This is a genomic window from Flavobacterium humi, assembly GCF_004745595.1.
Taxonomy (GTDB): Bacteria; Bacteroidota; Bacteroidia; order Flavobacteriales; family Flavobacteriaceae; genus Flavobacterium; species Flavobacterium humi.
Genome location: NZ_SRLH01000001.1, coordinates 1 through 23,279, shown reverse-complemented (window position 1 = coordinate 23,279; position 23,279 = coordinate 1). Strand labels below are relative to the sequence as shown.

Annotated in this window: 17 protein-coding genes; 10 read left to right on the top strand and 7 right to left on the bottom strand. The window is 42.6% G+C overall.

All coding sequences use genetic code 11. The features are described 5' to 3' along the window. Window positions 1–12 precede the first annotated feature (12 nt). Window positions 13–1,953: an OmpA family protein gene (locus E4635_RS00085; protein WP_135524578.1), complete on the top strand. Its 1,941-nt coding sequence runs from the start codon at window positions 13–15 to the stop codon at window positions 1,951–1,953. 975 nt (window positions 1,954–2,928) lie between these two features. On the opposite strand, the gene E4635_RS00080 is transcribed toward E4635_RS00085, so the two are convergent. From E4635_RS00080 to E4635_RS00065, 4 genes are all read right to left on the bottom strand, one after another. After that, complete coding sequence (locus E4635_RS00080; protein ID WP_135524577.1) at window positions 2,929–4,359, bottom strand: TolC family protein; 1,431 nt, start codon at window positions 4,357–4,359, stop codon at window positions 2,929–2,931. After that, on the bottom strand, window positions 4,352–7,516 hold the full coding sequence (locus E4635_RS00075; RefSeq protein WP_135524576.1) for an efflux RND transporter permease subunit: 3,165 nt from the start codon (window positions 7,514–7,516) through the stop codon (window positions 4,352–4,354). The genes E4635_RS00080 and E4635_RS00075 overlap by 8 nt, the downstream gene beginning before the upstream one ends. A gap of 28 nt (window positions 7,517–7,544) precedes the next feature. Beyond that, window positions 7,545–8,627: an efflux RND transporter periplasmic adaptor subunit gene (locus E4635_RS00070; protein WP_135524575.1), complete on the bottom strand. Its 1,083-nt coding sequence runs from the start codon at window positions 8,625–8,627 to the stop codon at window positions 7,545–7,547. A gap of 173 nt (window positions 8,628–8,800) precedes the next feature. Further along, complete coding sequence (locus E4635_RS00065; RefSeq protein WP_135524574.1) at window positions 8,801–9,196, bottom strand: hypothetical protein; 396 nt, start codon at window positions 9,194–9,196, stop codon at window positions 8,801–8,803. Window positions 9,197–9,427: 231 nt separating this feature from the next. Here E4635_RS00065 and E4635_RS00060 point away from each other — a divergent pair, with 231 nt between their 5' ends. The 7 genes from E4635_RS00060 (at window position 9,428) to E4635_RS00030 (ending at window position 16,240) form a co-directional block, all read left to right on the top strand. Then, on the top strand, window positions 9,428–11,788 hold the full coding sequence (locus E4635_RS00060) for a sensor histidine kinase (protein ID WP_135524573.1): 2,361 nt from the start codon (window positions 9,428–9,430) through the stop codon (window positions 11,786–11,788). Next, window positions 11,785–12,165 (top strand): response regulator, encoded by a 381-nt coding sequence (locus E4635_RS00055; RefSeq protein ID WP_135524572.1) that lies wholly within the window; start codon window positions 11,785–11,787, stop codon window positions 12,163–12,165. The genes E4635_RS00060 and E4635_RS00055 overlap by 4 nt, the downstream gene beginning before the upstream one ends. A gap of 30 nt (window positions 12,166–12,195) precedes the next feature. After that, window positions 12,196–12,768: a pentapeptide repeat-containing protein gene (locus E4635_RS00050; protein ID WP_135524571.1), complete on the top strand. Its 573-nt coding sequence runs from the start codon at window positions 12,196–12,198 to the stop codon at window positions 12,766–12,768. A 7-nt stretch (window positions 12,769–12,775) separates the two neighbouring features. Beyond that, window positions 12,776–13,603: a 4,5-DOPA-extradiol-dioxygenase gene (gene ygiD, locus E4635_RS00045; protein ID WP_135524570.1), complete on the top strand. Its 828-nt coding sequence runs from the start codon at window positions 12,776–12,778 to the stop codon at window positions 13,601–13,603. Window positions 13,604–13,618: 15 nt separating this feature from the next. Next, window positions 13,619–14,305 (top strand): carboxypeptidase-like regulatory domain-containing protein, encoded by a 687-nt coding sequence (locus E4635_RS00040; RefSeq protein WP_135524569.1) that lies wholly within the window; start codon window positions 13,619–13,621, stop codon window positions 14,303–14,305. Between the two features lie 160 nt (window positions 14,306–14,465). Continuing rightward, window positions 14,466–14,966 carry a DinB family protein gene (locus E4635_RS00035; RefSeq protein WP_135524568.1) on the top strand — a complete coding sequence of 167 codons (501 nt, stop codon included), beginning with the start codon at window positions 14,466–14,468 and terminating at the stop codon, window positions 14,964–14,966. Continuing rightward, a complete protein-coding gene (locus E4635_RS00030; protein ID WP_135524567.1) occupies window positions 14,963–16,240 on the top strand; it encodes an aspartyl protease family protein in 1,278 nt (425 codons plus the stop codon). Before E4635_RS00035 ends, E4635_RS00030 begins: the two co-directional genes overlap by 4 nt. 47 nt (window positions 16,241–16,287) lie before the next feature. On the opposite strand, the gene E4635_RS00025 is transcribed toward E4635_RS00030, so the two are convergent. Continuing rightward, window positions 16,288–18,921, bottom strand: coding sequence for a valine--tRNA ligase (locus E4635_RS00025; protein WP_135524566.1), 2,634 nt, complete (start codon window positions 18,919–18,921; stop codon window positions 16,288–16,290). Window positions 18,922–19,128: 207 nt separating this feature from the next. Between E4635_RS00025 and E4635_RS00020 the strand changes: the two genes are divergently transcribed. Next, on the top strand, window positions 19,129–19,563 hold the full coding sequence (locus E4635_RS00020; RefSeq protein WP_135524565.1) for a DUF1573 domain-containing protein: 435 nt from the start codon (window positions 19,129–19,131) through the stop codon (window positions 19,561–19,563). A 34-nt stretch (window positions 19,564–19,597) separates the two neighbouring features. Here the strand turns inward: E4635_RS00020 and E4635_RS00015 are convergent, their stop codons facing one another. Further along, a complete protein-coding gene (locus E4635_RS00015) occupies window positions 19,598–20,926 on the bottom strand; it encodes a PDZ domain-containing protein (RefSeq protein WP_135524564.1) in 1,329 nt (442 codons plus the stop codon). 125 nt (window positions 20,927–21,051) lie between these two features. On the opposite strand from E4635_RS00015, the gene E4635_RS00010 reads away from it, so the two are divergent. Continuing rightward, window positions 21,052–22,248, top strand: coding sequence for a pyridoxal phosphate-dependent aminotransferase (locus E4635_RS00010; RefSeq protein ID WP_135524563.1), 1,197 nt, complete (start codon window positions 21,052–21,054; stop codon window positions 22,246–22,248). Window positions 22,249–22,333: 85 nt separating this feature from the next. On the opposite strand, the gene E4635_RS00005 is transcribed toward E4635_RS00010, so the two are convergent. Beyond that, the coding region (locus E4635_RS00005; RefSeq protein ID WP_135524562.1) for a T9SS type B sorting domain-containing protein at window positions 22,334–23,279 on the bottom strand (946 nt) is incomplete at its 5' end.

Sequence of the window (23,279 nt, the reverse complement as noted above, 5' to 3'; positions counted from 1 at the left end):
ACAGTACGAATTATGAAAATCAGAACCTTCCTTTATAGTACACTTTTTAGCATCCTGGCTTCACAAAGCTATGGGCAAAAAACCAGAGTAGAAGCAGCCGACAAAAAATACGACCGGTATGATTATGTTGATGCTATCTCCACTTACGAGCGTGTAGCCGAAAAAGGGTACAAAGACGAAAAGATGTTTCAAAAACTGGGCAATGCCTATTATTTTAATGCCGAATTGGCCAAGGCCGAAAAATGGTACAAGGCGCTTTTTGCTATGAACCCAAACCAGGAAGCCGAATACTATTACCGGTACGCGCAAACCCTAAAATCAATTGGGGATTATGAAAAGGCCAATAAAATGATGGAAGAATTCAATAAGAAATCAGGAAATGACCAAAGGGCGAAACTATATGCCAGCCAAAAAAATTATCTCGAAGAGATCAAGGCCAACTCACGGCGCTATGATATATCCGATGCCGGGATCAACTCGGAATATTCCGATTATGGAAGTTCCTTCTTAAACAACAAACTTGTATTTGCTTCAGCACGGGATACCTCGGGAGCTTTCAAAAAAGTATTCAAATGGACCAATCAGTCCTATACCAACTTGTATAGTGCCGAAATAAAACCAACCGGTGCAATGGGAAAGCCGGTGCGCTTTACTAAAATTATCAACTCCAGGTTCCACGAATCGACTCCGGTGTTTACCAAAGACGGCCAAACCATGTATTTTACCCGGAATAATTACCTGAATGGAAAAAAAGGGAAAGACTCTGAAAATTCGACTTTGCTAAAACTCTATAAAGCCGTCTTAAAGCAAGGGGAATGGAGCAATGTAATCGAATTGCCTTTTAACAGCAATGAGTATAGCGTAGCCCATCCGGCATTGAGCCCCGATGAAAAGACCCTTTATTTTGCTTCCGATATGCCGGGCACTTTGGGGCAATCTGATTTGTTCAGTGTCAAAATCAATGCTGACGGCAGTTATGGGGATCCGGTAAACCTTGGAAAGACCATCAACACGGAAGGAAGGGAAACCTTTCCATTCCTGTCTGAAGATAATGAATTGTATTTTGCCAGCGATGGACGCCCGGGGCTTGGAGGCCTGGATGTATTTGTCTCTAATTTGGGAAATAACAATCGTTTTCAAGAAGTAAAAAACATCGGGGAACCGATAAATGGGCCACAGGACGATTTTGCTTTCCTGATAGACAGCAAAACCCAAAGCGGTTTTTTTACGTCCAACCGGGAAGGCGGCCATGGTTATGATGACATCTATCGTTTTAAAGAATGGCGTGAACCTGTATGTGCACAATCATTATCGGGGATAATTACAGACCAGGAAACAAAAATGGTATTGCCGGGATCAAAAGTAAGTTTATTCGATGAACAATTTACGTTACTAAAAGAAACGATTGCCAACGAGAAGGGCGTATATGTTTTTGAAGTGGAATGCGGGAAAACATATTACATCCGGGCGGAGAAAGCAGAATACGAAACCAAGGAAGGGAAAATCACCATTGAGAACGCCACAGGAAATTCAGAATTATCCCTGCAGCTGGAGCAGCGTATCAAACCTGTCAAGGAAGGAACCGATTTGGCAAAAATCCTAGACATCCCGATTATCTACTTTGATTTGGACAAATCATTTATCCGTTCGGATGCCGCTTTTGAATTGGAAAAAATAGTAGCGGTAATGCAACAGCATCCAAAGATGAGAATCGATATCCGTTCCCATACCGATAGCAGGCAAACCCATAAATACAATGAAGGCCTGTCTGACAGGAGGGCCAAATCAACCATGGCATGGCTGGTACAAAACGGTATAGAAGCCCGCAGGATAACAGCAAAAGGCTATGGTGAAACACAATTGGTGAACCACTGTGCTGACGGTGTAACATGCACCGAAGAAGAACACCAGGCCAACAGGCGAAGCGAATTCATCATCGTAAGCATGGAATAACCCAAAGCAAGAATCATAAGCAGGACCGCCTCAATCAACATGACGTGCCGGCCGGGATCTGAAGAGGTGAAACAAGAAGGATGATCCGGCCACGAAAACAAAACCTATTTGTAATGCAAAGCCCTGGTTGTACCGGGGCTTTGTTTTTTCAGCTTAAACAAGTCCCCTCTTGACTCTTGTTTCTTGATTCTTTTCTCTTCTTTTTCTTGTGGCAAAAAAAGTATTCCAAAAATTTTTGCCACACTTTCTGTGATAAAAAATTAATTTAAAAAAAATTATCACACATTTTGTGGCAAAAAAAATATTTTGAAAAATTTTGCCACACTTTCTGTTGCAAATTATTTTTTTTAGAAAATTTGCAACAAAACATTTTTCCTGTTTCTTATTTTCTTTTCTTTTTAAGTTCGTGGTGGAGGAACCGAAGAATGAGGTTCAGCGAACACAAATGAAAATAAATGCTTGGTGAGCTAAGATTGTGCTCTATTTTATTGGTACAATTTCAATATAACGTTTGTCATTCCGACGAAGGAGGAATCTCTGTTTTTATGCTTTCCTGACTGTTTCTTTGTTCTTTCTTGTACTTTGCCTTGATACAAAGTACCAAAAATCAAGCCTGCACATCACAATCCTGAAAACTACCGCGTCATTCCGCTCCGCGCTCCGAGCCGCTCGTCATGCTTCCTCGCTATGCGGAACGCTGCCGCTTCATGACTTGTTGTTTTCTACGGATTATGCTGTGAGGGCGAAGTGGGGGCTTGGAAAGATTGGGTTTTTAATTAGCGAATTAATTAATTCGCTAATTCGCTTATTTAGATCATCAATTCCATCACAAAACTTCTTGACTCTTTGTTCTTTGTTCTATTCTCTTTGTTCTTTGCTCTTTGTTCTTTGCTCTATTCTCTTTATTCTTCCTTCTTCCTTCTTTCTTCATAAAAAAAGCCGGTCTTTTCAAACCGGCTTCTCCATCACAATTGCTTATTTCCAACCACCACCTAAATCCCTGTATACATGGATCGAGGCGCCAAGTTGTTCTTTTTTGGTTTCTACCAATTCTAATTTGGATTCCAGGGCATCACGCTGGGTCATGAGGACTTCAAAATAATCGGCCCGGGAGGATTTGAACAAATCTTTCGACACGTCTATCGCTTTGTTCAGGGCATCTACCTGCTGGGATTTCAAACCATAGCTTTGTTCCAGGTTGTTTATTCTGGAAAGCTGGTTGGAAACCTCGATGTACGCATTCAGAATAGTACGCTCGTAATTATACAACGCCTGGAGCTGTCGTGCATTGGCATTGAAAAACTCAGCCTTGATCGCATTCTTGTTAATTAAAGGAGCGGCCAGGTCTCCCGCAACGGAATACAGCAGCGACTCTGGTAGACGCAACAAATAAGACGGTTTAAAAGCCTGCAATCCTACCGCCGCTGAAATATCCAGCGAAGGATAAAACTCGGCACGGGCTGCTTTTACATCCAGCTTTGCGGCGGTCAGCTCCAACTCCGCCTGTTTGATGTCAGGACGGTTCGCCAATAATTGCGATGGGATACCGGAATGGGTTGCAGCAGGCATCAGGCTTAAAAAATTGCCTTTGCTCCTGGCCACTTCCTGCGGGTAACGCCCCAACAGGAAATTGATCCTGTTTTCCGTTTCTTTTATTTTTTGAAGGATATCAAACTCCATCCCTCTGGAGGTATATACTTCCGCTTCGAATTTCTGGACGGCGAGTTCGGTTGCCCTGGCGCCTTCTTTCTGGATCTTTACAATCTCGAGGGCATTCTTCTGCAATTCGATATTCTCCTTTACAATTTCCAATTGGCTGTCTAAAGCCAGCAATTCATAATACGAATCGGCAACTTCGGCCACAAGGTTCGTGAGGACGAAATTCTTGCCTTCAACAGTAGACAGGTATCGGCTTACCGCCGCTTTTTTGGAATTGCGGAGTTTCTTCCAGATATCCACTTCCCAATTCGCATAGGCTGCGACTTTCAAATCCCCCAAAGGGTCCGGCATTTCTTTCCCCGGGACTATTTCGGTAGCAGCATCCCCGGCGCCCTGGCTGGTATAACGGCCCACTTTTTCCAATCCGGCACCAGCCTGCAATCCTATGGTAGGCAGCAAGGCACCTTTTCTGATCCGGATATCGTTTTTGGCAATTTCGATTTCCTGCAGCGTGATTTGCAATTCCTGGTTGTTTTGCAGCGCAGTATCAATCAGGTTGACCAAATTAGGGTCTTTAAAATAGGTACGCCAGGAAGTGGTTGCCGTATTGATGGTATCGGTGCTTTTGCCAAAGGATTCCGGTACGGTTTTGATTTCCGCCAACGGGGCCAATTTCGGGGCACAACTTGCCACTGCCAGGAAAATACCCGGCAGGACACAATATGTATAGAATTTTATCTTATTCATTATCATTCAAATATTCGGTAAATGGATTTTCGTCGTCTTTTTTAGAGAACTGGTGCTTTTCTGAAATTTTCGCAAAAATGTAATACAAGCCGGGGATAATCAAGACCCCACAGACCGTACCGACAAGCATTCCTCCTGCCGCCGCCGAACCCAATGTCCTGTTTCCTATTTTGCCAGGATCTGAAGCTAAGGCCAACGGAATCAAACCGGCAATAAAAGCGAACGATGTCATTAAGATAGGACGGAAACGCACTGCCGCACCTTCCATAGCCGCATCGAGCACGGAAACGCCCTGGCTGTGTTTTTGAGCCGCGAATTCCACGATCAGTACGGCGTTTTTCCCCAGCAAACCAATGAGCATGATAAAGGCTACCTGGGCATAGATATTGTTGGCAAGCCCGAATAATTTCAAGAATAGAAAGGCACCGAAAATCCCGGCCGGCAACGACAGGATTACCACAAGCGGCAGTATGAAACTCTCGTATTGTGCTGCCAGTACCAGATATACGAAACCAAGGCAGATCAGGAAGATATAGATGGCCTCGTTTCCTCTGGCTACCTCATCGGCTGAAATACCCGCCCAATCAATGCCATACCCTCTCGGAAGTGTTTTCTCGGCTACTTCTTTCACCACTTCAATGGCGGTCCCACTGCTGTAACCGATGGCGGGAGCACCGCTGATCTCGGAAGCATTGTACATATTGTGCCGCGTTATTTCAGACAAACCGTATACTTTTTTCATTTTCATGAAAGAAGAGAAAGGCACCATTTCGTCCCGGTTGTTTTTTACGTACAATTTCAGGATATCTTCCGGCAGTGCCCTGTATTGTGGGGAAGCCTGCACAATTACCTTATATTGTCGGTCGTATTTGATAAAATTGGTTTCATAATTACTTCCTACAAGTGTTGATAAGGTGTTCATCGCATTTTCGATGCTTACTCCTTTTTGCTGCGCCAGGTCATTGTCGATATCGAGCATATACTGCGGGAAACTGGCACTGTAAAACGTAAATACCGACGTCAGTTCCGGGCGTTTTTTCAGCTCACGCACAAAATCTTTACTGACGGTTTCCATTCTTTTGTAATCCCCGGAGCCTGCTTTGTCCAGCAATCGCAATTCGAAACCACCCGCGGCACCATATCCCGGAACGGCAGGAGGCTGGAAATATTCGATGGTCGCACCCGAAATATTTTTCGTTTCTTCTTCCAGTTCCTTGATGATTTCCTCTACATTCTGATGGCGGTCTTTCCAATCTTTTAAATTGATAAGGCAGGTCCCGGTGTTGGATCCGGTTCCTTCGGTCAGGATTTCATAACCTGCCAAAGCCGATACGGATTTCACACCATCGAGTTTTTCGGCTACTTTCTGAAGTTCTTCGGCTATCTGGTTGGTCCTTTCCAATGAAGATCCCGGCGGGGTTTGGATAATCGCATAAAACATCCCCTGGTCCTCGCTTGGAATAAATCCGGAAGGAAGGCTGTTGTTGATGAAGAATATTCCCGTGCAAAATGCCAGCAGGACACCAATGGAAACCGATCGTCTATTGATAAAAAGTGCCAATATTTTCTGGTACCTTCCCGATAAACGGTTGAACTGGTTGTTAAAGCCATCCAGGAACCTGTTTACCAAATTTTTAGGACGTGGTTTCCCGTGGAGGTTTTTCAGCATCAGGGCACATAATGCCGGAGTCAGTGTTAAAGCGACTATCCCCGAAAGGATGATTGCCGTTGCCATGGTGATGGAAAACTGACGGTAAAAAATACCTACCGGGCCCGACATGAAAGCAACCGGGATAAATACCGCGGCCATCAGGAAGGTAATTGCAATAATGGCTCCGCCTATTTCGACCATTGCTTTTTTGGTCGCTTTCCGGGCCGAGAGATGTTCTTCTTCCATCTTGGCATGGACGGCTTCTATGACGACAATCGCGTCATCGACGACGACCCCGATGGCCAAAACAAGTGCAAATAACGTAATAAGGTTTATGGTAATCCCGAACACCTGCATAAGGGCAAACGTACCGATGAGCGAAACCGGTACGGCAATAGCCGGGATAAGGGTGGAACGCCAATCGCCAAGGAACAGGAATACGACGATACCTACCAATATAAAAGCTTCAACAAGTGTATGGATTACTTTTTCGATGGAAGCGTCCAGGAATTTGGACACATCGTAACTGATTTCATAATCCATGCCTTTTGGGAACGATTTTTTCAATTCCTCCATTTTGGTTTTGACATCTTCTATAACCTGGCTGGCATTGCTCCCGTAGGATTGTTTGACGGTAATGGCTGCAGAAGGTTTCCCGTTGATGCTCGAATAAATATCATACATGGAACTTCCGAACTCTACATCGGCTACATCCTTCAACCGGAGCATTTCGCCATTCGCATTGGAACGCACCACAATATTTTCGTATCCCTGCGGAGTCGTATACCTTCCTTTGTATTTCAAAACATATTCAAACGCTTGTGATCTTTTACCGGAACTCTCGCCCGTTTTCCCTGGAGAGGCTTCCAAACTTTGCGCGCTCAATGCTTCCATGACTTCATCGGCAGAAATCTTGTAGGCCAGCATCCTGTCCGGTTTAAGCCAGATACGCATCGCATAATCACGGTTCCCTAAAATTTCCGCAACCCCTACTCCGTTGACACGCTTCAGGTCGGAAAGGATATTGATATCGGCAAAGTTGTACAGGAATTTCTGGTCCGTTTTCGGGTCTTTACTGAATAAATTGATATACAGCAACATATTAGGTTCTTCACGGGTAATCTTCAACCCTTCCCGTACCACTAGCGGCGGTAATTTATTGATAACGGAAGAAACCCGGTTTTGTACGTTAATGGCGGCCTGGTTGGGATCGGTACCCAAATTGAATACGATCTGGACTGAAGCTTCCCCGTCATTTCCGGCATCTGAAGTGATGTATTTCATTCCCGGTACTCCGTTGATGGCTCTTTCAAGGGGAATAACCACCGATTTGATCATCAGTTCGCCATTGGCTCCCGGATAATCAGCTGTGATGTTCACTTTGGGCGGCGAAATCGAAGGGAATTGCGTAACCGGCAAACTGGTCATGGCGAGCACTCCCAAAAAGACAATAACCAGCGATATTACAATCGACAGGACAGGTCTTTGTATAAATTTATTAAACATATCTTATTTTTTTAAATAGTTAAAGCCGTTACTCTGCTTTCAATCTCAATCTTGACAATACATCTTTGGGATTCAGGTAATCGAATTTGATCCTGTCGTTATCGTTGGCTTTCTGGATACCGTCCAGCACGATTTTATCTGCTGACGTAATACCGTTCTCCACCACATATAAATCCGGCATTTCTCCTTTTATGGCAATCTCCTTGGATCGGATCACGTTGTTCTTACCTACGATAAATACATATTTCTTGTCCTGGATTTCGTATGTGGCCTTCTGTGGGATAATCAGGGCATTCTTAACGGGAACGGTCATCAGTACCGAACCGGTTTCGCCGTTTTTGAGTAATTTATCCGAATTGGGGAAACTTGCCCTAAAGGCGATATTACCGGTTTCGTTGTCAAATTCACTTTCGATGACCTCTACCCTTCCTTTGTATTTTAAAGGTTCCCCATTGGCTAAAAGCAAACCGACATTGCTACTTGCCCTTGCGCTGATGTGTGTTTGGTATTCGAGGTATTCCGGTTCGGATACGTTAAAGTAGGCAAACATTTTGCTGTTGTCCGAAAGGCTGGTCAACAGTTCTCCTTCGTCTATAAGGCTTCCCAGTTTTTCAGGGATACGGTCTATGGTACCGTCAAAAGGGGCCCTGATTTCTGTAAACGACAAATGAAGCTGAGCCAATGAAACTTCGGCTCTAGCCTGCTCGTACTTGGCTTTGGCAATGGCCTGCTCGCTTTTGGAAACGACATTTTTATCGGCTAAGGTTTTGGTATTCTGAAGTTCTATTTCTGCCGCTTTGGCTTCTGCCTGTGCTTTGAGCAATTCTGCCTCGTACATTTTCGGCATGATCCGGAACAATAGCTGGCCTGCTTTTACAAACTGCCCTTCATCAACATAAATATTCTGCAAGTATCCTTTTTCCTGGGCGCGGATCTCAATATTCCTCACGGAGCGGATCTGTGAAACATATTGTTTGGTGAATGAAGTGTCGATTTGTACGGGATTGGTAACCGTAAACTTTACAGCTTCTTCTTTTTCTTCTTTTTTAGTTGTACAGCTTGTTAGGTACAACAAGGCGATTAGGCCTGTGAACATGGCATTTCTTTTCATGGTATTAAATGGAAATTAAGCGATTGTATACTTGGAACCAAAGTGGTCCCTTGTGAGGTAAAAGCATCAGTCGCCGCTATAAAGCATGCAATGCCTTACAGGTAAGAAGTAAATGTTTGGTATACGCTAAAGAGCATACATGATTACATTTCGGCAACCGATGTATGTGTTTTTCAAATCCTTAGGACTCTTTGCCTAAAGTAAATTGGGGAAGAATAGCCGCAAAAGGGCGTAAAAATTGTAAGTTGCCTTTGAGAGCGATGTACGGTATACGGACGGGATCCGGTGATGTAACAATTATGCAGCAGGCAGAACCGTGCTTCGGCAAATTTGGAGGAACCTCCTGTTTTGACATTGGTACCGTTAAGGCCTTCTTCGTCAAGGTCAAGGTCTCCATCTTCGATTATCGTACTGATATGATTGGTATCGGTAAAACTGGCCTGGCCTTTTTGGGTAAGGTCCTGCGTAAAGGAATGGTTTACCGGCGGATGAGAGGTACCTGCATGCGTATAATCCCCGCCGCCGAGCAGATGGATAAACAAGTAGGCTAAAAATACAATTACTCTCATTTGGAGCACAAAATTAAGGAAAGCATCGAAAGAAAAAAAAAAATCCCGATTCTTAACAAAAAAAAAACATTTCGGTAGTATGAAATCTTCAGCCATAGCCGGAAACCCTTTTCAATTAAGAGCATTTCTGTATTTTACCATCCTGCATCATTTTTTATGTGCCTACTACAATAATTCTCTGATTTTTAGTTATTTTTACGCCTTAAGAACACGAATTTCAAGAGAGATAATATGAACACCGAGAAAAAAATAACGCCGTACAGCAGCTGGTTTCTTTCTCGCCCCAAAACTTCCGGGATCCTTGTCTTCCTCTTCATTTTTGCCATTTTGGATCTTGCTGTGATGCTCCGGTACCAGGTCCTGAAAAAATCGGAAACCAATGAAATGACCATCGCGCTCAATATTGTGGAGCAAAACATCGAGCAATCCTTAAAAAACAGCTACGCCACAACCATTGGGCTTGCCCTTACCATAGACGATAACGGGGAACCCAAAAATTTTCAGGCGGTAGGCCGGCAGCTTTTAAACTCCAATAATTTTATCGATGCTGTCCAGCTGGTGCCCAATGGTGTCATCAAGTACACGTATCCGATGACCGGCAATGAAGCGGCCACGAATTTCAACATACTCAAAAGCCCGGTACACCGCGGGGCGGCCCTTAAAGCAATTGCTTCAAAAAAAATGTATTATGTTGGCCCGGTAGAACTCAAGCAAGGAGGCCTTGGCATTGTGGGAAGGCTGCCCGTTTATAAAAAAGATAAGTTTTGGGGGTTTTCGGCTGTGATCATCAAGTTTTCAAGGTTTGTGAAATCTACAGGGATTGAGACCTTCCACAACCAAAATTTTTATTTCCAGTTTTCAAAGCGCAACATCGAGACTCAAAAGGAAGAGTTTTTCCTTCCCGGCCCGCAGGATTTCAAATCAAAATTATACAAAAGCGTTTCGATTCCCGAAGGCGACTGGAAACTATACGTAATCCGGAAAAACGACCTTCAGATAATAAAATCCCTGACGCCCATATTTTTATTGGCAATGCTCATGGCTTCCATTTGTGGGGTGTTTGTCATTTCTTTTTTAAAGCGGCCGTCACAGCTTCAGAACCAGGTAAAAATCCAGACGGACAAACTCCTTAAAAACGAACTGTTTTTCAAATCCATTTTTGAACATGCCGGATTGGGGATTACGCATACCAATTCGATCAAAGGAAATTTTATCGATGCGAACGACAAATTCTGCGAGCTCATAGGCTATACCCAGGAGGAAATCAAAAAGATCACTTTTATGATGATTACCCATCCCGATGACCTGGATGCCGATTTGAAAAAAATGGAACTGCTAAAAGAAGGCAAACTCGGAGGTTTTTCGCTCGAAAAAAGGTATTTCCACAAAAAAGGCACTATAATATGGGTGAACATTACCGTTACACCGCTTTGGGAAAAAGACGAAATGCCCAATACCCACATGACTATCGTAGAGGATATTACCAAACGTAAGGAATACGAATTTGCTTTGGTCAACTCGCAAAACAATATCGAATCCCTGATCAATACTATCGACGGGATTGTTTGGGAAGGCTATCCGGACAAGCCCGGGGTAACGTTTATCAGTAAAAAATCGGAAGCGATCTTAGGGTATAAATCTGAAGAATGGTTAGAAAATGAAGATTTTTGGTACAACCATATGCATCCGGAAGACAGGGATTGGGTCACAGCGCAAACTTCGGAATATTCCAAAAAAAGAACGCCGCATGTTTTGGAATACCGAATGATCGACAAATCCGGGAATACGGTCTGGCTCCAGGATATCGTGAGTATTTTTGTCGAAAACGACAATTCGATCAAATTCCGCGGCATCCTGATCGATATTACGCAAAACAAACAGTTTGAGCTGGAACTGAACAACACCTTAAACCTGGTCACGCAGCAAAACAAAAGGCTTTTGGATTTTTCGTATATTGTTTCGCACAACCTTCGTTCGCATACCAGCAACATCCAGTCTTTGGCTACCCTAATTGAGGAAAGCGACGACGAAACGGAAAAAACAGAACTCCTGGCGCTACTCAAATCGGTATCGGATACCCTGCACAAAACTATGGACAACCTGAATGAAGTGGTTTCCATCCAAACGCAGGTAAACCCCGTAATCGAATCCCTGGAACTGCAGCCGGTCATCAGTAAAACACTGGAAATCTTAAGCAACCAGATCAAGAGTTCGAAAGCGAAAATCATCAACAATGTACCCGGCTCCGTTACGGTTAATTACAATCCGGCCTACCTGGACAGTGTTATCCTTAATTTTATACTCAATGCCGTCCGTTACCATCATCCGGAAAGAAATCCTGTCATCGAACTGAATTCGTACGAAGAAAAAGAATATATTGTACTTGAAATAAAAGACAACGGAATTGGTATCGATTTAAAGAAAAACGGAAAGAAACTTTTTGGGATGTACAAAACATTTACAAACAATCCCGAATCCAAAGGGATCGGGCTGTTCATCTCCAAAAACCAAATTGATACCATGCAAGGCAAAGTGACAGTGGAAAGTGAGATCAATGTGGGTACAACTTTTAAAATTTACTTCAAAAAATGACCTTAAAAACGATTTGCATCATTGATGATGATCCTATTTATCAGCTCATCACCAAAAAAATCATAGAAAAAAGCCATCTTTTTTCGCAGAGGCAATCCTTTACGGACGGATTTGATGCGCTGCATTTTTTCAGGGAAGAGAAAAGCATACCCGACATCATCCTGCTGGATATTGAAATGCCTGCCATGGACGGATGGGATTTCCTTGACGAATTTTGCGAACTCAAAAAAAGCTTTGACAAAAAGATCTATATTTATATCATCAGTTCCTCGATTGCGAAGGAAGATATCGAGAAAGCCAGCACCTATGGCTGCATCTGTGGTTTCATCAGCAAACCCATCAATCTGGAAAAATTAACCAAAATTGCCAATTCCTAAATATGTATATTTGTGTTCAAATACACGACAATGGACGCTACTTATATTTACGATAAAGATTTCAGCCACATCACTTTCTCACCATACGAAATCACGCAAAAAGAATACGAAAACTGTACTTTCAACCATTGCGACCTGACCCAGTGCATCTTTCAGGGAACTGTTTTTGTAGACTGCACTTTTCATTTTTGTCATTTTAAAGAAGCAAAACTGGGGCATGTAGGCCTTCGGAACGTGCAATTTTTCAATTGTGATTTCACCGCTGTGAATTTTGCGATGACCGACCAGGTAATTTATGAATTCCATTTTAAAGACTGCAAGCTCGACTATTCCATGTTTTACAACCTGAAGCTGCGGAATATGAATTTTACCAATTGCAGCATGGTAAGCGTTGATTTTATGCAGTCCGATTTAACCGAAGCCTTATTTGACAACTGCAACCTGCATTTGGCGGTATTTACAGATGCCATTGCCAATAAAGCCGATTTTTATTCGAGTTATTTCTTCTCGATCGATCCTGAAAAAACCAAACTGAAGAAAGCCATTTTTTCCCAGGAAAACATCAAGGGCTTGCTGGATAAGTATGAAATCATCGTAAAATAATAACGTCATGGATTTAAATAGCTTACATAACATTTCAAGTGCTTTTCCCTCTACGGCGAAGATGCCTGTATTGTTTTTGGGCCATGGCAATCCTATGAATGCGATCGAGGAAAACCAGTTTGTGGCCGGATTCCGTGAGGCGGCCAGAACATTGCCAAAACCCAATGCTATTTTGTGCATCTCGGCGCATTGGTTTACCAAAGGCACAAAAGTCACCGCTATGGAATTCCCGCCAACGATACATGATTTCGGAGGATTCCCACCGGAACTCTACCAAGTACAGTACCCGGCAAAAGGCAGCCCGGAACTGGCCGAAGAAACCCGGCAATTGCTAAGCCCGGCACTAGTGGAACTGGATGAAGAATGGGGCCTGGACCATGGCGCCTGGAGTGTTATCAAACATTTGTACCCCGAAGCGGATATCCCCGTGATCCAGCTAAGTATAGATTATACCAAACCTGCCTCCTATCATTTCGAACTGGCCAAACAACTGAATTCCCTTCGGCATAAAGGCATCCTGATTATTGGCAGCGGCAATATCATCCACAATTTAAGGCTGGTCGATTTCCATCATTTCAACAAAGTAGATTATGGGTTTGACTGGGCTATCGAAGCGCATGAAAAAATCAATAACTGGATGCTGGACGGCAATTACCAACCTATTATAGACTATGGCAAGCAAGGCACGGCCATACAATTAGCCGTTCCGACTCCGGACCATTACCTGCCTCTGGTGTATGCGTTGGGACTAAAGGACAAAAACGAAGAATTGTCCTTGTTCAATGATCATCTGCTGGCCGGCTCCTTGAGCATGACTTCTGTTAAAATACTATAAAAACTAAAAAACACTATGAAAAACACATTAGCCTGCTTGTTGTTATTTTTACTATTATTGAGTTGCGACAAAGAAAATACAATACGGTCAGGGGTTGAAACAAGGGTTTCAGGCAGGGTTACCGATCATTCCGGGGTGCCCATTGCGGATGTCAAAGTGAAAATTGGGGAATTCAGGCAAAAAAACGGATCCTTGTATGTCAATGAATATTTTGAGCGATGGATAGATTCCTCTTCTACCAATTCAAATGGGGAATATGATTTCCTTTTCAAAACAACAGGCAAAGGATCATCCTATACGTTTTTTTTAGCCAATTCGCCTATTGATGAGCAGCATTACTGGGGAGGCACTAATGGTATTCCGATTATGAACCTGGGAGGCAGCTTTACTTTCAGTACCAATCAGTTTTTTTATTTATATCCTTGCGATATCACCTTCAATGCCACTGGTGCAACAGGTTTCCCTTTGTATATTTCCCACGACACAACATTTTTTTCAGATGAGAATTCCCGGATTAATTCAGGTTCGGCTGTTGCCAAAAGGATCTACATTTCCAAATACTATCCGCAAACAGTCACTATAATGAGGGCCAAAACCAATGGGACCATGCAGAAAGCAACCTATTCCTTTCCTGCCAGCAATGCAGAAACCCTGACGACACAAAGCATCACTATAAACGAAACTGATTTTGTTGATATTTAAGAAATAAAAAGGCTGTCTATAATTTGAAGGGAATAAAGTGGGTAACTTTTCTTACTGGACCCAACTGGAAAAAATGGTTTTTGCCATGACCTTCATTACAACATATCTTTAACATCTGGTTTCAGGAAAAAAAAGTATTTTTATCCAATACAAACTACAGATGAACAATACGAACAGCCAAAACGCAGTCCATGCCCTACTTCAGGAATATGAAAAAGCCATTGCGGAACTGCAAAATACCATCCGGGATATTCCAAATCCCGATTTACAATTCCCGATAGATCCCCACACACAAAACCCGGATTGTACCTCTATCCAGATGATTCTGGCCCACGTGGTGAGTTCCGGATATTCCTACGCAAGCTATGTCCGGGCACTGCAAAACAAAAACACACAGCGTCCTGAAAAAACAAACCGGGAATCTGCTTCCGAATATGTGGCGGACCTGAACCAGGTGATCCAATTTACCAGGGACACTTTTGCCGGGATCCGGGATGCTGAACTGGAAGAATTCGATTCCGGAAAAAAAATCCATACCAACTGGGGCCAGCTATACGATATCGAGCAAATGATGGAACATGCCATTGTGCATATTTTGCGGCACAGAAGGCAAATCGAAAGATTCAAAGTAATACTCCAATTCGAAAAAACCACACCATGAGAACGTCCTGCAAGTGCCTGATTTTTATCCTATCGTTATCCGCCGGCTTTACAGCATTCGGCCAGACTGAAAAAGAAAAATTCGGCCAGATTTATACTTTACTGAAACATAAGAGCTTTTTTGAGGCCAAAAATGTATATGCGGGCTATAAGGCACAACTTTCGCCTGTCCACCAAACCTTTACGGAAATTTACCTGGACAATGCTTTTAACCGGTTGGAAGCTTCGAATGAAAAAATAAAAAACCTGCTGCAAAATAATGCAAGGCAGCTGCCTGATTCGCTTCAGCTTCGGCTTTATGAAATAAAAGAAGACAATTCCCTGAAATTATTCGAATACAAAGAAGCCAAAATTACAGCGGAAACCCTGCTGAAAAAATACCCGTCACTTTTGACCACGGAGAAAATAGACGATTTCAAAAACAACCTCAAAATATGGTCTGCCCTGGAAAACATTCCAAAACAGCAAATCGTCATAAAAGACGATAGCCGCATCCGGCTCCATAAAGACAAAGCGGGCCTCGATAACCTTAAAGTCCCGGCCGGTAAAGATTCCCTGGATTTTATTTTTGATACCGGAGCCAATCTTTCCACCACCATACAATCAGTGGCCAAACGCCTGCAGATGCGGATTATCCCGGCAGATATCGAAGTAGGTGCCATTACCGGCAAAACAGTCATAGCGCAGCTTGCCGTATGCGATAAGATGGTATTGGGTTCCATTGAAATCCGGAATGCGGTTTTCCTGGTTTTTAACGATGAAGACCTGGGCTTTCCGCAGATAGGGTACCAGATTTACGGCATTCTCGGCTATCCGGTCATTGCAGCCCTGAAGGAAGTGCACATCACAAAGGACGGTTATTTTATGGTCCCTAAAACCGAAACCACTTTTACCGGCAGCTCCAACATGTCCATGGATGGGCTTACGCCGCTTATTTTTATGGAAAACAAGCAGTATACTTTTGATACCGGTGCCAATGAAACGATCTTATACACAAAGTATTACCTCGCCAACCAGCAGGAAATTGATGCCAAATACCCGAAAACCACTTTAAAATTCGGTGGTGCCGGCGGTTTGGAAGAACACCAGGGATTTTCCATCAATTATGCTCCGGAATTGTTTGGGAAGAAAATCAGTATCGACGGGACCAGCCTGATCCTGGATGCCCCGAAAGACAGGGCCGATTATTTTTACGGGAACATTGGCCAGGACGTCATCAAGAAATTTGACAGGATGATCCTGAATTTCCATAAGATGTTTATCCGGCTCGAATAACATGTATGTGTAATAAAAAAGCCCTTCAAATGAAGGGCTTTCTTTTTTTATTTCAAGCTCATTAAGCTTTGTTCTAAGGTTGCAATCTTGGCCAATGCATCGGCTTCTTTCTTGCGTTCCATTTCAATTACTTTTTCCGGCGCTCCTGCCACAAATTTTTCGTTGGACAGTTTTGCCTGTACCGATTTCAGGAACCCTTTGTTATAGTTCAATTCTTCGGTCAGTTTCGTTATTTCGGCTTCCACATCGATATTACCGGTGATTGGGATGAAATATTCATTCGATTTTACCCTGTAGGACAAGGCGCCGTCTACTTTATCCGAAACATATTCCATAGCGGAGATGTTTCCTAATTTCATCACCACTGCATCAAAATACGCTGAAGCATTTTCGTTGTTTACCGCCTTTAGTTCAACCGCATCCCTAAATGGAATGTTCTTATCTTTTCTGATGGTGCGTATCCCGGAAATAATTTCGGTAGCGAATTCAAAATCAGCAATCAGTTTTTCATTTACCGACGTTATTTTAGGCCATTCGGCAATGATAAGCGCTTGCTCAGGAGTTCTTTCCGTGATATGCTGCCAGATTTCTTCGGTCAGGAAAGGCATGAACGGATGCAATAATTTCAGGTTAGCTTCCAGCATTTCTATCGCTTTGGCGAAAGTAACGCTGTCTATAGGCTGTTGGTAACCCGGCTTGATCATTTCCAGGAACCAGGAACAGAAATCGTCCCAAACCAATTTATAGATTGCCATTAAGGCATCTGAAATCCTGTATTTGTCAAAATTATCTTCAATTTCAACCAAAGTCTGCTGCAACTTGGCCTCGAACCACTCAATCGCCACTTTGGAAGATTCCGGCTGGGCAATCGCATCCGATACTTCCCATCCTTTGATTAATTTAAAAGCATTCCATATTTTATTGGTGAACGCTTTCCCCTGGTTGCATAATTCTTCATCGAACATGATATCATTACCGGCAGAAGCACTCAACAGCAATCCTACACGTACGCCATCGGCACCAAATTTTTCAATCAGGCCAAGCGGTTCCGGGGAATTACCCAATTGCTTGGACATTTTCCTTCCTTGCTTATCACGTACCAATCCGGTCAGGTATACGTTGGTAAACGGTTTTTCTCCGGCATATTCATATCCTGCAATAATCATCCTGGCTACCCAGAAGAACAAGATATCCGGACCTGTAACCAAGTCATTCGTTGGGTAATAATATTTGAAATCCTCATTTTCAGGATTCATGATTCCTCCGAAAACGGCCATTGGCCATAACCAGGACGAGAACCAGGTGTCTAGTGCATCAGCATCCTGAACCAGGTCTGAAACCTGCAAAGATGCGTTTCCTGTTTTTTGCTGTGCCAATTTTACAGCGTCTTCGATATTTTCGGCAACCACGAAATCTTCTTTTCCGTCACCGTAATAATAGGCAGGAATCTGTTGTCCCCACCATAACTGGCGCGAAACGTTCCAATCCCTGATGTTTTCCAACCAATGGCGGTACGTATTGTTAAAACGGGACGGGTATAATTTTACTTCTTCCGTTTCCAAAACCGCTTTGATGGCCGGTTTCACCAAATCTTCCATCCTTAAAAACCACTGGTCTGACAAACGCGGCTCAATAACGGCTTTTGTTCTTTCTGAAGTCCCGACATTATTGATATGGTTTTCAACTTTGGCCAAAGCACCAATTGTTTCAAGCTCTTTGGCTATTTCTTCGCGCACTACGAAACGGTCTTTCCCTTCATAATGCAACCCGAAACTGTTTAATGTGGCGTCATCATTAAAAATATCAATGATTTCCAGGTTGTGCTTCTCTCCCAGTATTTTATCATTTACATCGTGGGCCGGCGTCACTTTAAGGCAACCTGTTCCAAATTCCATATCCACATATTCGTCAAAAATAATCGGGATGACACGGTTGCAGATAGGAACAATCGCTTTTTTACCTTTCAGGTGGAAATAACGCTCGTCTTCCGGATGGATGCAGATAGCCGTATCCCCTAAAATGGTTTCAGGACGAGTAGTTGCAATGGTTACAAACTCGTTGGATCCTTCGATCTGGTATTTTAAATGGTATAATTTCCCTTGGCGTTCTTCATAGATCACTTCTTCGTCAGACAATGTTGTTTTGGCTTCCGGGTCCCAGTTTACCATACGGTAGCCGCGGTATATCTGCCCTTTGTTGTATAAATCTACAAACGAGCGGATTACGGAAGCCGACATATCGGGATCCATCGTAAATTTGGTCCTGTCCCAATCGCAGGAACAACCCAATTGTTTCAGTTGCTCGAGGATAGTCCCACCGTATTTGTCGGTCCATTCCCAGGCATGCTTTAAGAACTCCTCGCGGGTCAGGTCGTTTTTGTTGATTCCTTCGGATTTCAGTTTAGCCACTACTTTGGCTTCCGTAGCAATAGAAGCGTGGTCCGTCCCGGGAACCCAGCAGGCATTAAAACCTTTTAGGCGTGCGCGGCGGATCAGTACATCCTGGAGTGTATTGTTCAGCATGTGGCCCATGTGCAAAACCCCTGTGACGTTGGGCGGAGGAATTACTATGGTGTAAGGTGTCCTATGGTCAGGTTTCGAATGAAAATAATTATTTTTCATCCAGTAATCATACCATTTCTGTTCTGCTGTTTTCGCTTCAAATTGGGCTGGGATTGACATATGCTGTTTTATCGTTGATTCGTTTATATTTAATTGGTTGTAAAAAACTTCTTTCATTTGCCTTAAAAAAAGAAAACAAATTTTGGTATGCTTTTTGCAACTGTATGCAAAAGTAAGTAAACTGCTCAAATATAAAAAGTGCGTTAAAATATTTGTATGTTTACAGAAACAAAACTATTTTTACTAATAATATTAATTAATTTGATAATGAAAAAATTTTTAACCTTTATGGCAATTGCGGCTTTTGGTTTTACATCTCAAGCACAAACAGGAGCAAAAATTGAGTTTAAAGACAAAGATAACACCATCGATTACGGCACTGTAACTAAAGATAGCGATAGTGGGATCAGAACTTTTGAATTTACAAATACCGGAGATCAGGATCTAGTGATTACAAATGTTCAATCCTCTTGCGGATGTACGGTTCCTACCAAGCCGACTGAGCCGATCAAACCTGGGAAAACGGGTAAAATCGATGTCAAATACAATATGAACCCAGGCCCTATCCGTAAAACCATAACCGTAGAATCCAATGCGGTAAACTTTGAAGGCGGTAAAGTGGCCCTTAAGATTAAAGGTACCGTTATCGTTCCCGAACAGGTAAATATGATGGAAAAGAAAAAGACTTTGCCAAGCAACTAAAAATAAAATAGAAAGCCCCTTAACGGGGCTTTTTTTATAGTATTTTCTTAAGTTGGATTTTGATTTTTAAAATCTCTCCTTTATTACGCTCAATCTCCAGGAAAATCACACGTCCTTCTTCTGACTGCATCAGGTCATTGATTTCCTGCAATTTATAATTGAAAGCATTTCTTCCGTTGATCTTCCTGATGATGTCTCCTTTTTTAATCCCTGCCAAATCACCGGGCGAATCTTTCCTGACGGCTGAAACTTCATACAAAGGCTTTAACTTAAATTCATATTTCACATTGGTAGGCCGGTCATCAAATACCGTTTTTGTGTTTTCGCTTTTTACAAATTCAGTCTTCAGCTCAACCTTTTCCTCCACCCATTGCAACCCTGAATGCTGGAATTCAATCCCGCTCATACTGTAATTAAAGGGATCGTAAAAATTAAGGTTCTTTTTTAAATACATTCTATTATGGGCATAATCGAAAAGAACGGTAAACCTTTTCAAAATTTCGGAACCTAAAGAACCGTTCCTTCCTTCCACCATACTCACACTTTGCAACGATTGTCCGTCCGGAAAGGAAGTTGTTGGAAAATCAATATCTTTTTCCCCAATCCTTATTTTATCGATCCTGGAGCGTTTTCCGTAAATATCCCCGCTGAAACCCCGGCCTAAAAAATCATCAAAATATTTCTCCGGCACGGTAATCGTATTTTTATTCTCAAACAACCACAAAGCATCGCTTCCGCCGGTGTCTACCAAAAGTTTTGTCCGTATTTCTTTGGAATTCAAACTTACCGTAGCTTCAATATAAGGTTTTTCCAGCTCCAATGAAAGAGGCACTCCTTCAAATTTCTTAAGTTTTTTTGGTGGAAAGGCCTCGCTGTTTTTGTAAACGATGATCTTTTTCTTGCTGTAATTGATTTCGATGAAATTATCCTTAAAAAAATGGTATCCCAGGATACCATGCACCGGAATGCCCAATTGTGAAGAAAAATTAATGTCCTGATCCAGGACTATGTAAATTTCATGGTTGTCATCTACTAAATCACCAATGGCAATTTTGTTCTTTTTGGAATGGAGCGCATCGATCGATTTGCCATCGCCCAAACCTTTTATCTTGATTTTTTCTACACTATTGAACTGAAGCGAATCTGTATCTTCCAAACTGAAAAGAACGGTTTTCTCAACTCCTGTGTCTAATAAAAAATTAAGGCTTACCCCATTGACCTTAATGGGAATGATAGCCAGGTTATTGCTAAGCTGAAAAGGGATTGTTATCTTCTTTTTATCTGAAATAAAATGAAACCCTTCCTGGGAAAATGCGGTCAAAAAATAGAGTACAAAAAAAGCAGACAAGTAAATTTTCTTCATCAACAGGTGTTTTTATAAAGTTAGCAATAATACTGCAAGAAAAATTAGTATTAACAATATTCCAACACTTTTTTGGGCCATTTATTAATAAAAAATCGCAAATTTGCATTTCAAATCTTATTATCATGCCAAAAATATCAAACAAAGGACATCAAATGCCGGAATCTCCTATCAGGAAGCTGGTTCCCTACTCGGAAATTGCAAAGAAAAAAGGCCACAAAGTATACCATTTAAACATTGGGCAACCGGACATAAAAACTCCTGAAGTAGCTTTAAATGCAGTAAAAAACGCTGATATTCAAATATTGGAATACAGCCATTCTGCAGGATTTGACAGCTACAGGACTAAATTAGCGCTGAGTTACCAAAAAATCGGGCTTCCTATCAACAAAGAAGACATTATTGTGACCACAGGAGGTTCTGAAGCCTTGTTATTTGCGATGGGAAGTACTATGGATGCCGGTGACGAAATCATTATCCCGGAACCGTTTTATGCCAATTACAATGGGTTTTCAACCGCTTCAGGCGTAAAGGTAATACCGGTAATTTCTACTTTGGATGAAGGATTTGCATTGCCTCCTATTTCAGAATTTGAAAAATTGATTACCCCTAAAACAAAAGCCATCCTGATTTGCAACCCTGGAAATCCAACCGGGTATTTGTATTCCGAATCAGAAATACAACAATTGGCGGAGCTGGTTAAAAAGCATGACCTGTTTTTAATTGCAGATGAAGTGTACCGCGAATTTACATACGATGGATACAAACACTATTCTATCATGAATGTGCCCGGGATTGAGGAAAATGCGATCATGATTGATTCTGTTTCCAAAAGATACAGCATGTGTGGAGCCCGTATTGGTTGCATTGTTTCGAAAAACAAAGACCTTATGGCCACTGCTATGAAATTTGCACAAGCAAGACTAAGCCCTCCTACTTTTGCACAGATTGCCAGCGAAGCTGCTCTTGATACCCCGCAAAGTTATTTTGACGAAGTCATTACAGAATACAAAGAACGCCGCGATACGCTTATCACCGAATTGAATAAAATCGAAGGTGTAAAAGTAGCCACGCCAAAAGGAGCGTTTTACTGCATCGCACAACTTCCGGTACAGGATGCCGATGATTTTGCGCAATGGTTGCTTGAAACTTATGATTTTAATGGCGAAACCGTTATGGTAGCTCCTGCCGCAGGATTTTATTCTACTCCGGGTGTAGGCAAGAATGAAGTTAGGATTGCTTATGTACTCAAAAAAGAAGATTTAATCAAATCGGTTCAGATCCTCGGAGAAGCTTTAAAAGTATATAACGCTAACAAATAATAAGGATCGTAATAAAAAATCTACATTTTCTTTATAAATAAAAAAGGCTTCCAAATTGGAAGCCTTTTTTATTGTATGCTATCATTTATCTTTTTAAAGCGAAATGGGATTTAAACTCTTTATCTTGGTTCTCTTCGGTATAATACACGATAAACCAGTAATCTGTTGCCGGTAAAGGTAAGTTGTTGAAGGTTCCATCCCATCCTGTAGACGACGGACGGATCTCTTTCAATAATTTACCAAACCTGTCAAAGATATAAATTTTTGCATTAGCTTGACCACTCAAAGCCGAAATATTCCATCGGTCGTGATAACCGTCCCCGTTTGGCGTAAAGAATTTCGGATAGTCGATAATGGTGGCATTTACCGAAAGCACACCGCACTGATTTACATCCCTTACACGGATAATATGGTCACCCGAACCAACATTGGCAAACACGTTGCTGCTCTGGAATCCTCCATTGTCAATCTCGTATTCGTAATTGCCTGCCGGGGTCGCATTGATGGTAATGGTCTGCACTTCTGCAAAATAATTCGAGGTTTCCACCGTGATGGATTGCGGAGGCGATGATGTACCCACCGTAGTATCTACCCGCAGCGAAGTACAGCCCGTAGCGACATTCACCGCCTGGACACCATACGTACCCGGAGTAGTCACCACATACATGTTTTGGGTTTCACCGGCAATCGGTACCGCTGTCCCTGAACTCAAGTTGTACCATACAAAATCGAAAGCGGTATTATCCAGCCCTGCATCCAGGGTATAGGTATTCAATACGGCTCCTGTCTGGCTGTCCACACAAACATAGCCCGGATACAATACCGGCTTAGGCAATTCCCTAACCGTTACCGTAATGGCCGCTCGTGGGCTCTCACAACTTGAAGTCGTCTGGCTCACATAATATGTAGTCGATCCTGCCGTAGCCGTACTTGGGGTTGGTGCCGTAGCACTGCCTGTTCCACCGGTGGCTGCTGTATACCATAATAAATTCGTTCCTGTAGCACTTAAGGCCGTAGCCGTAGCATTCTGG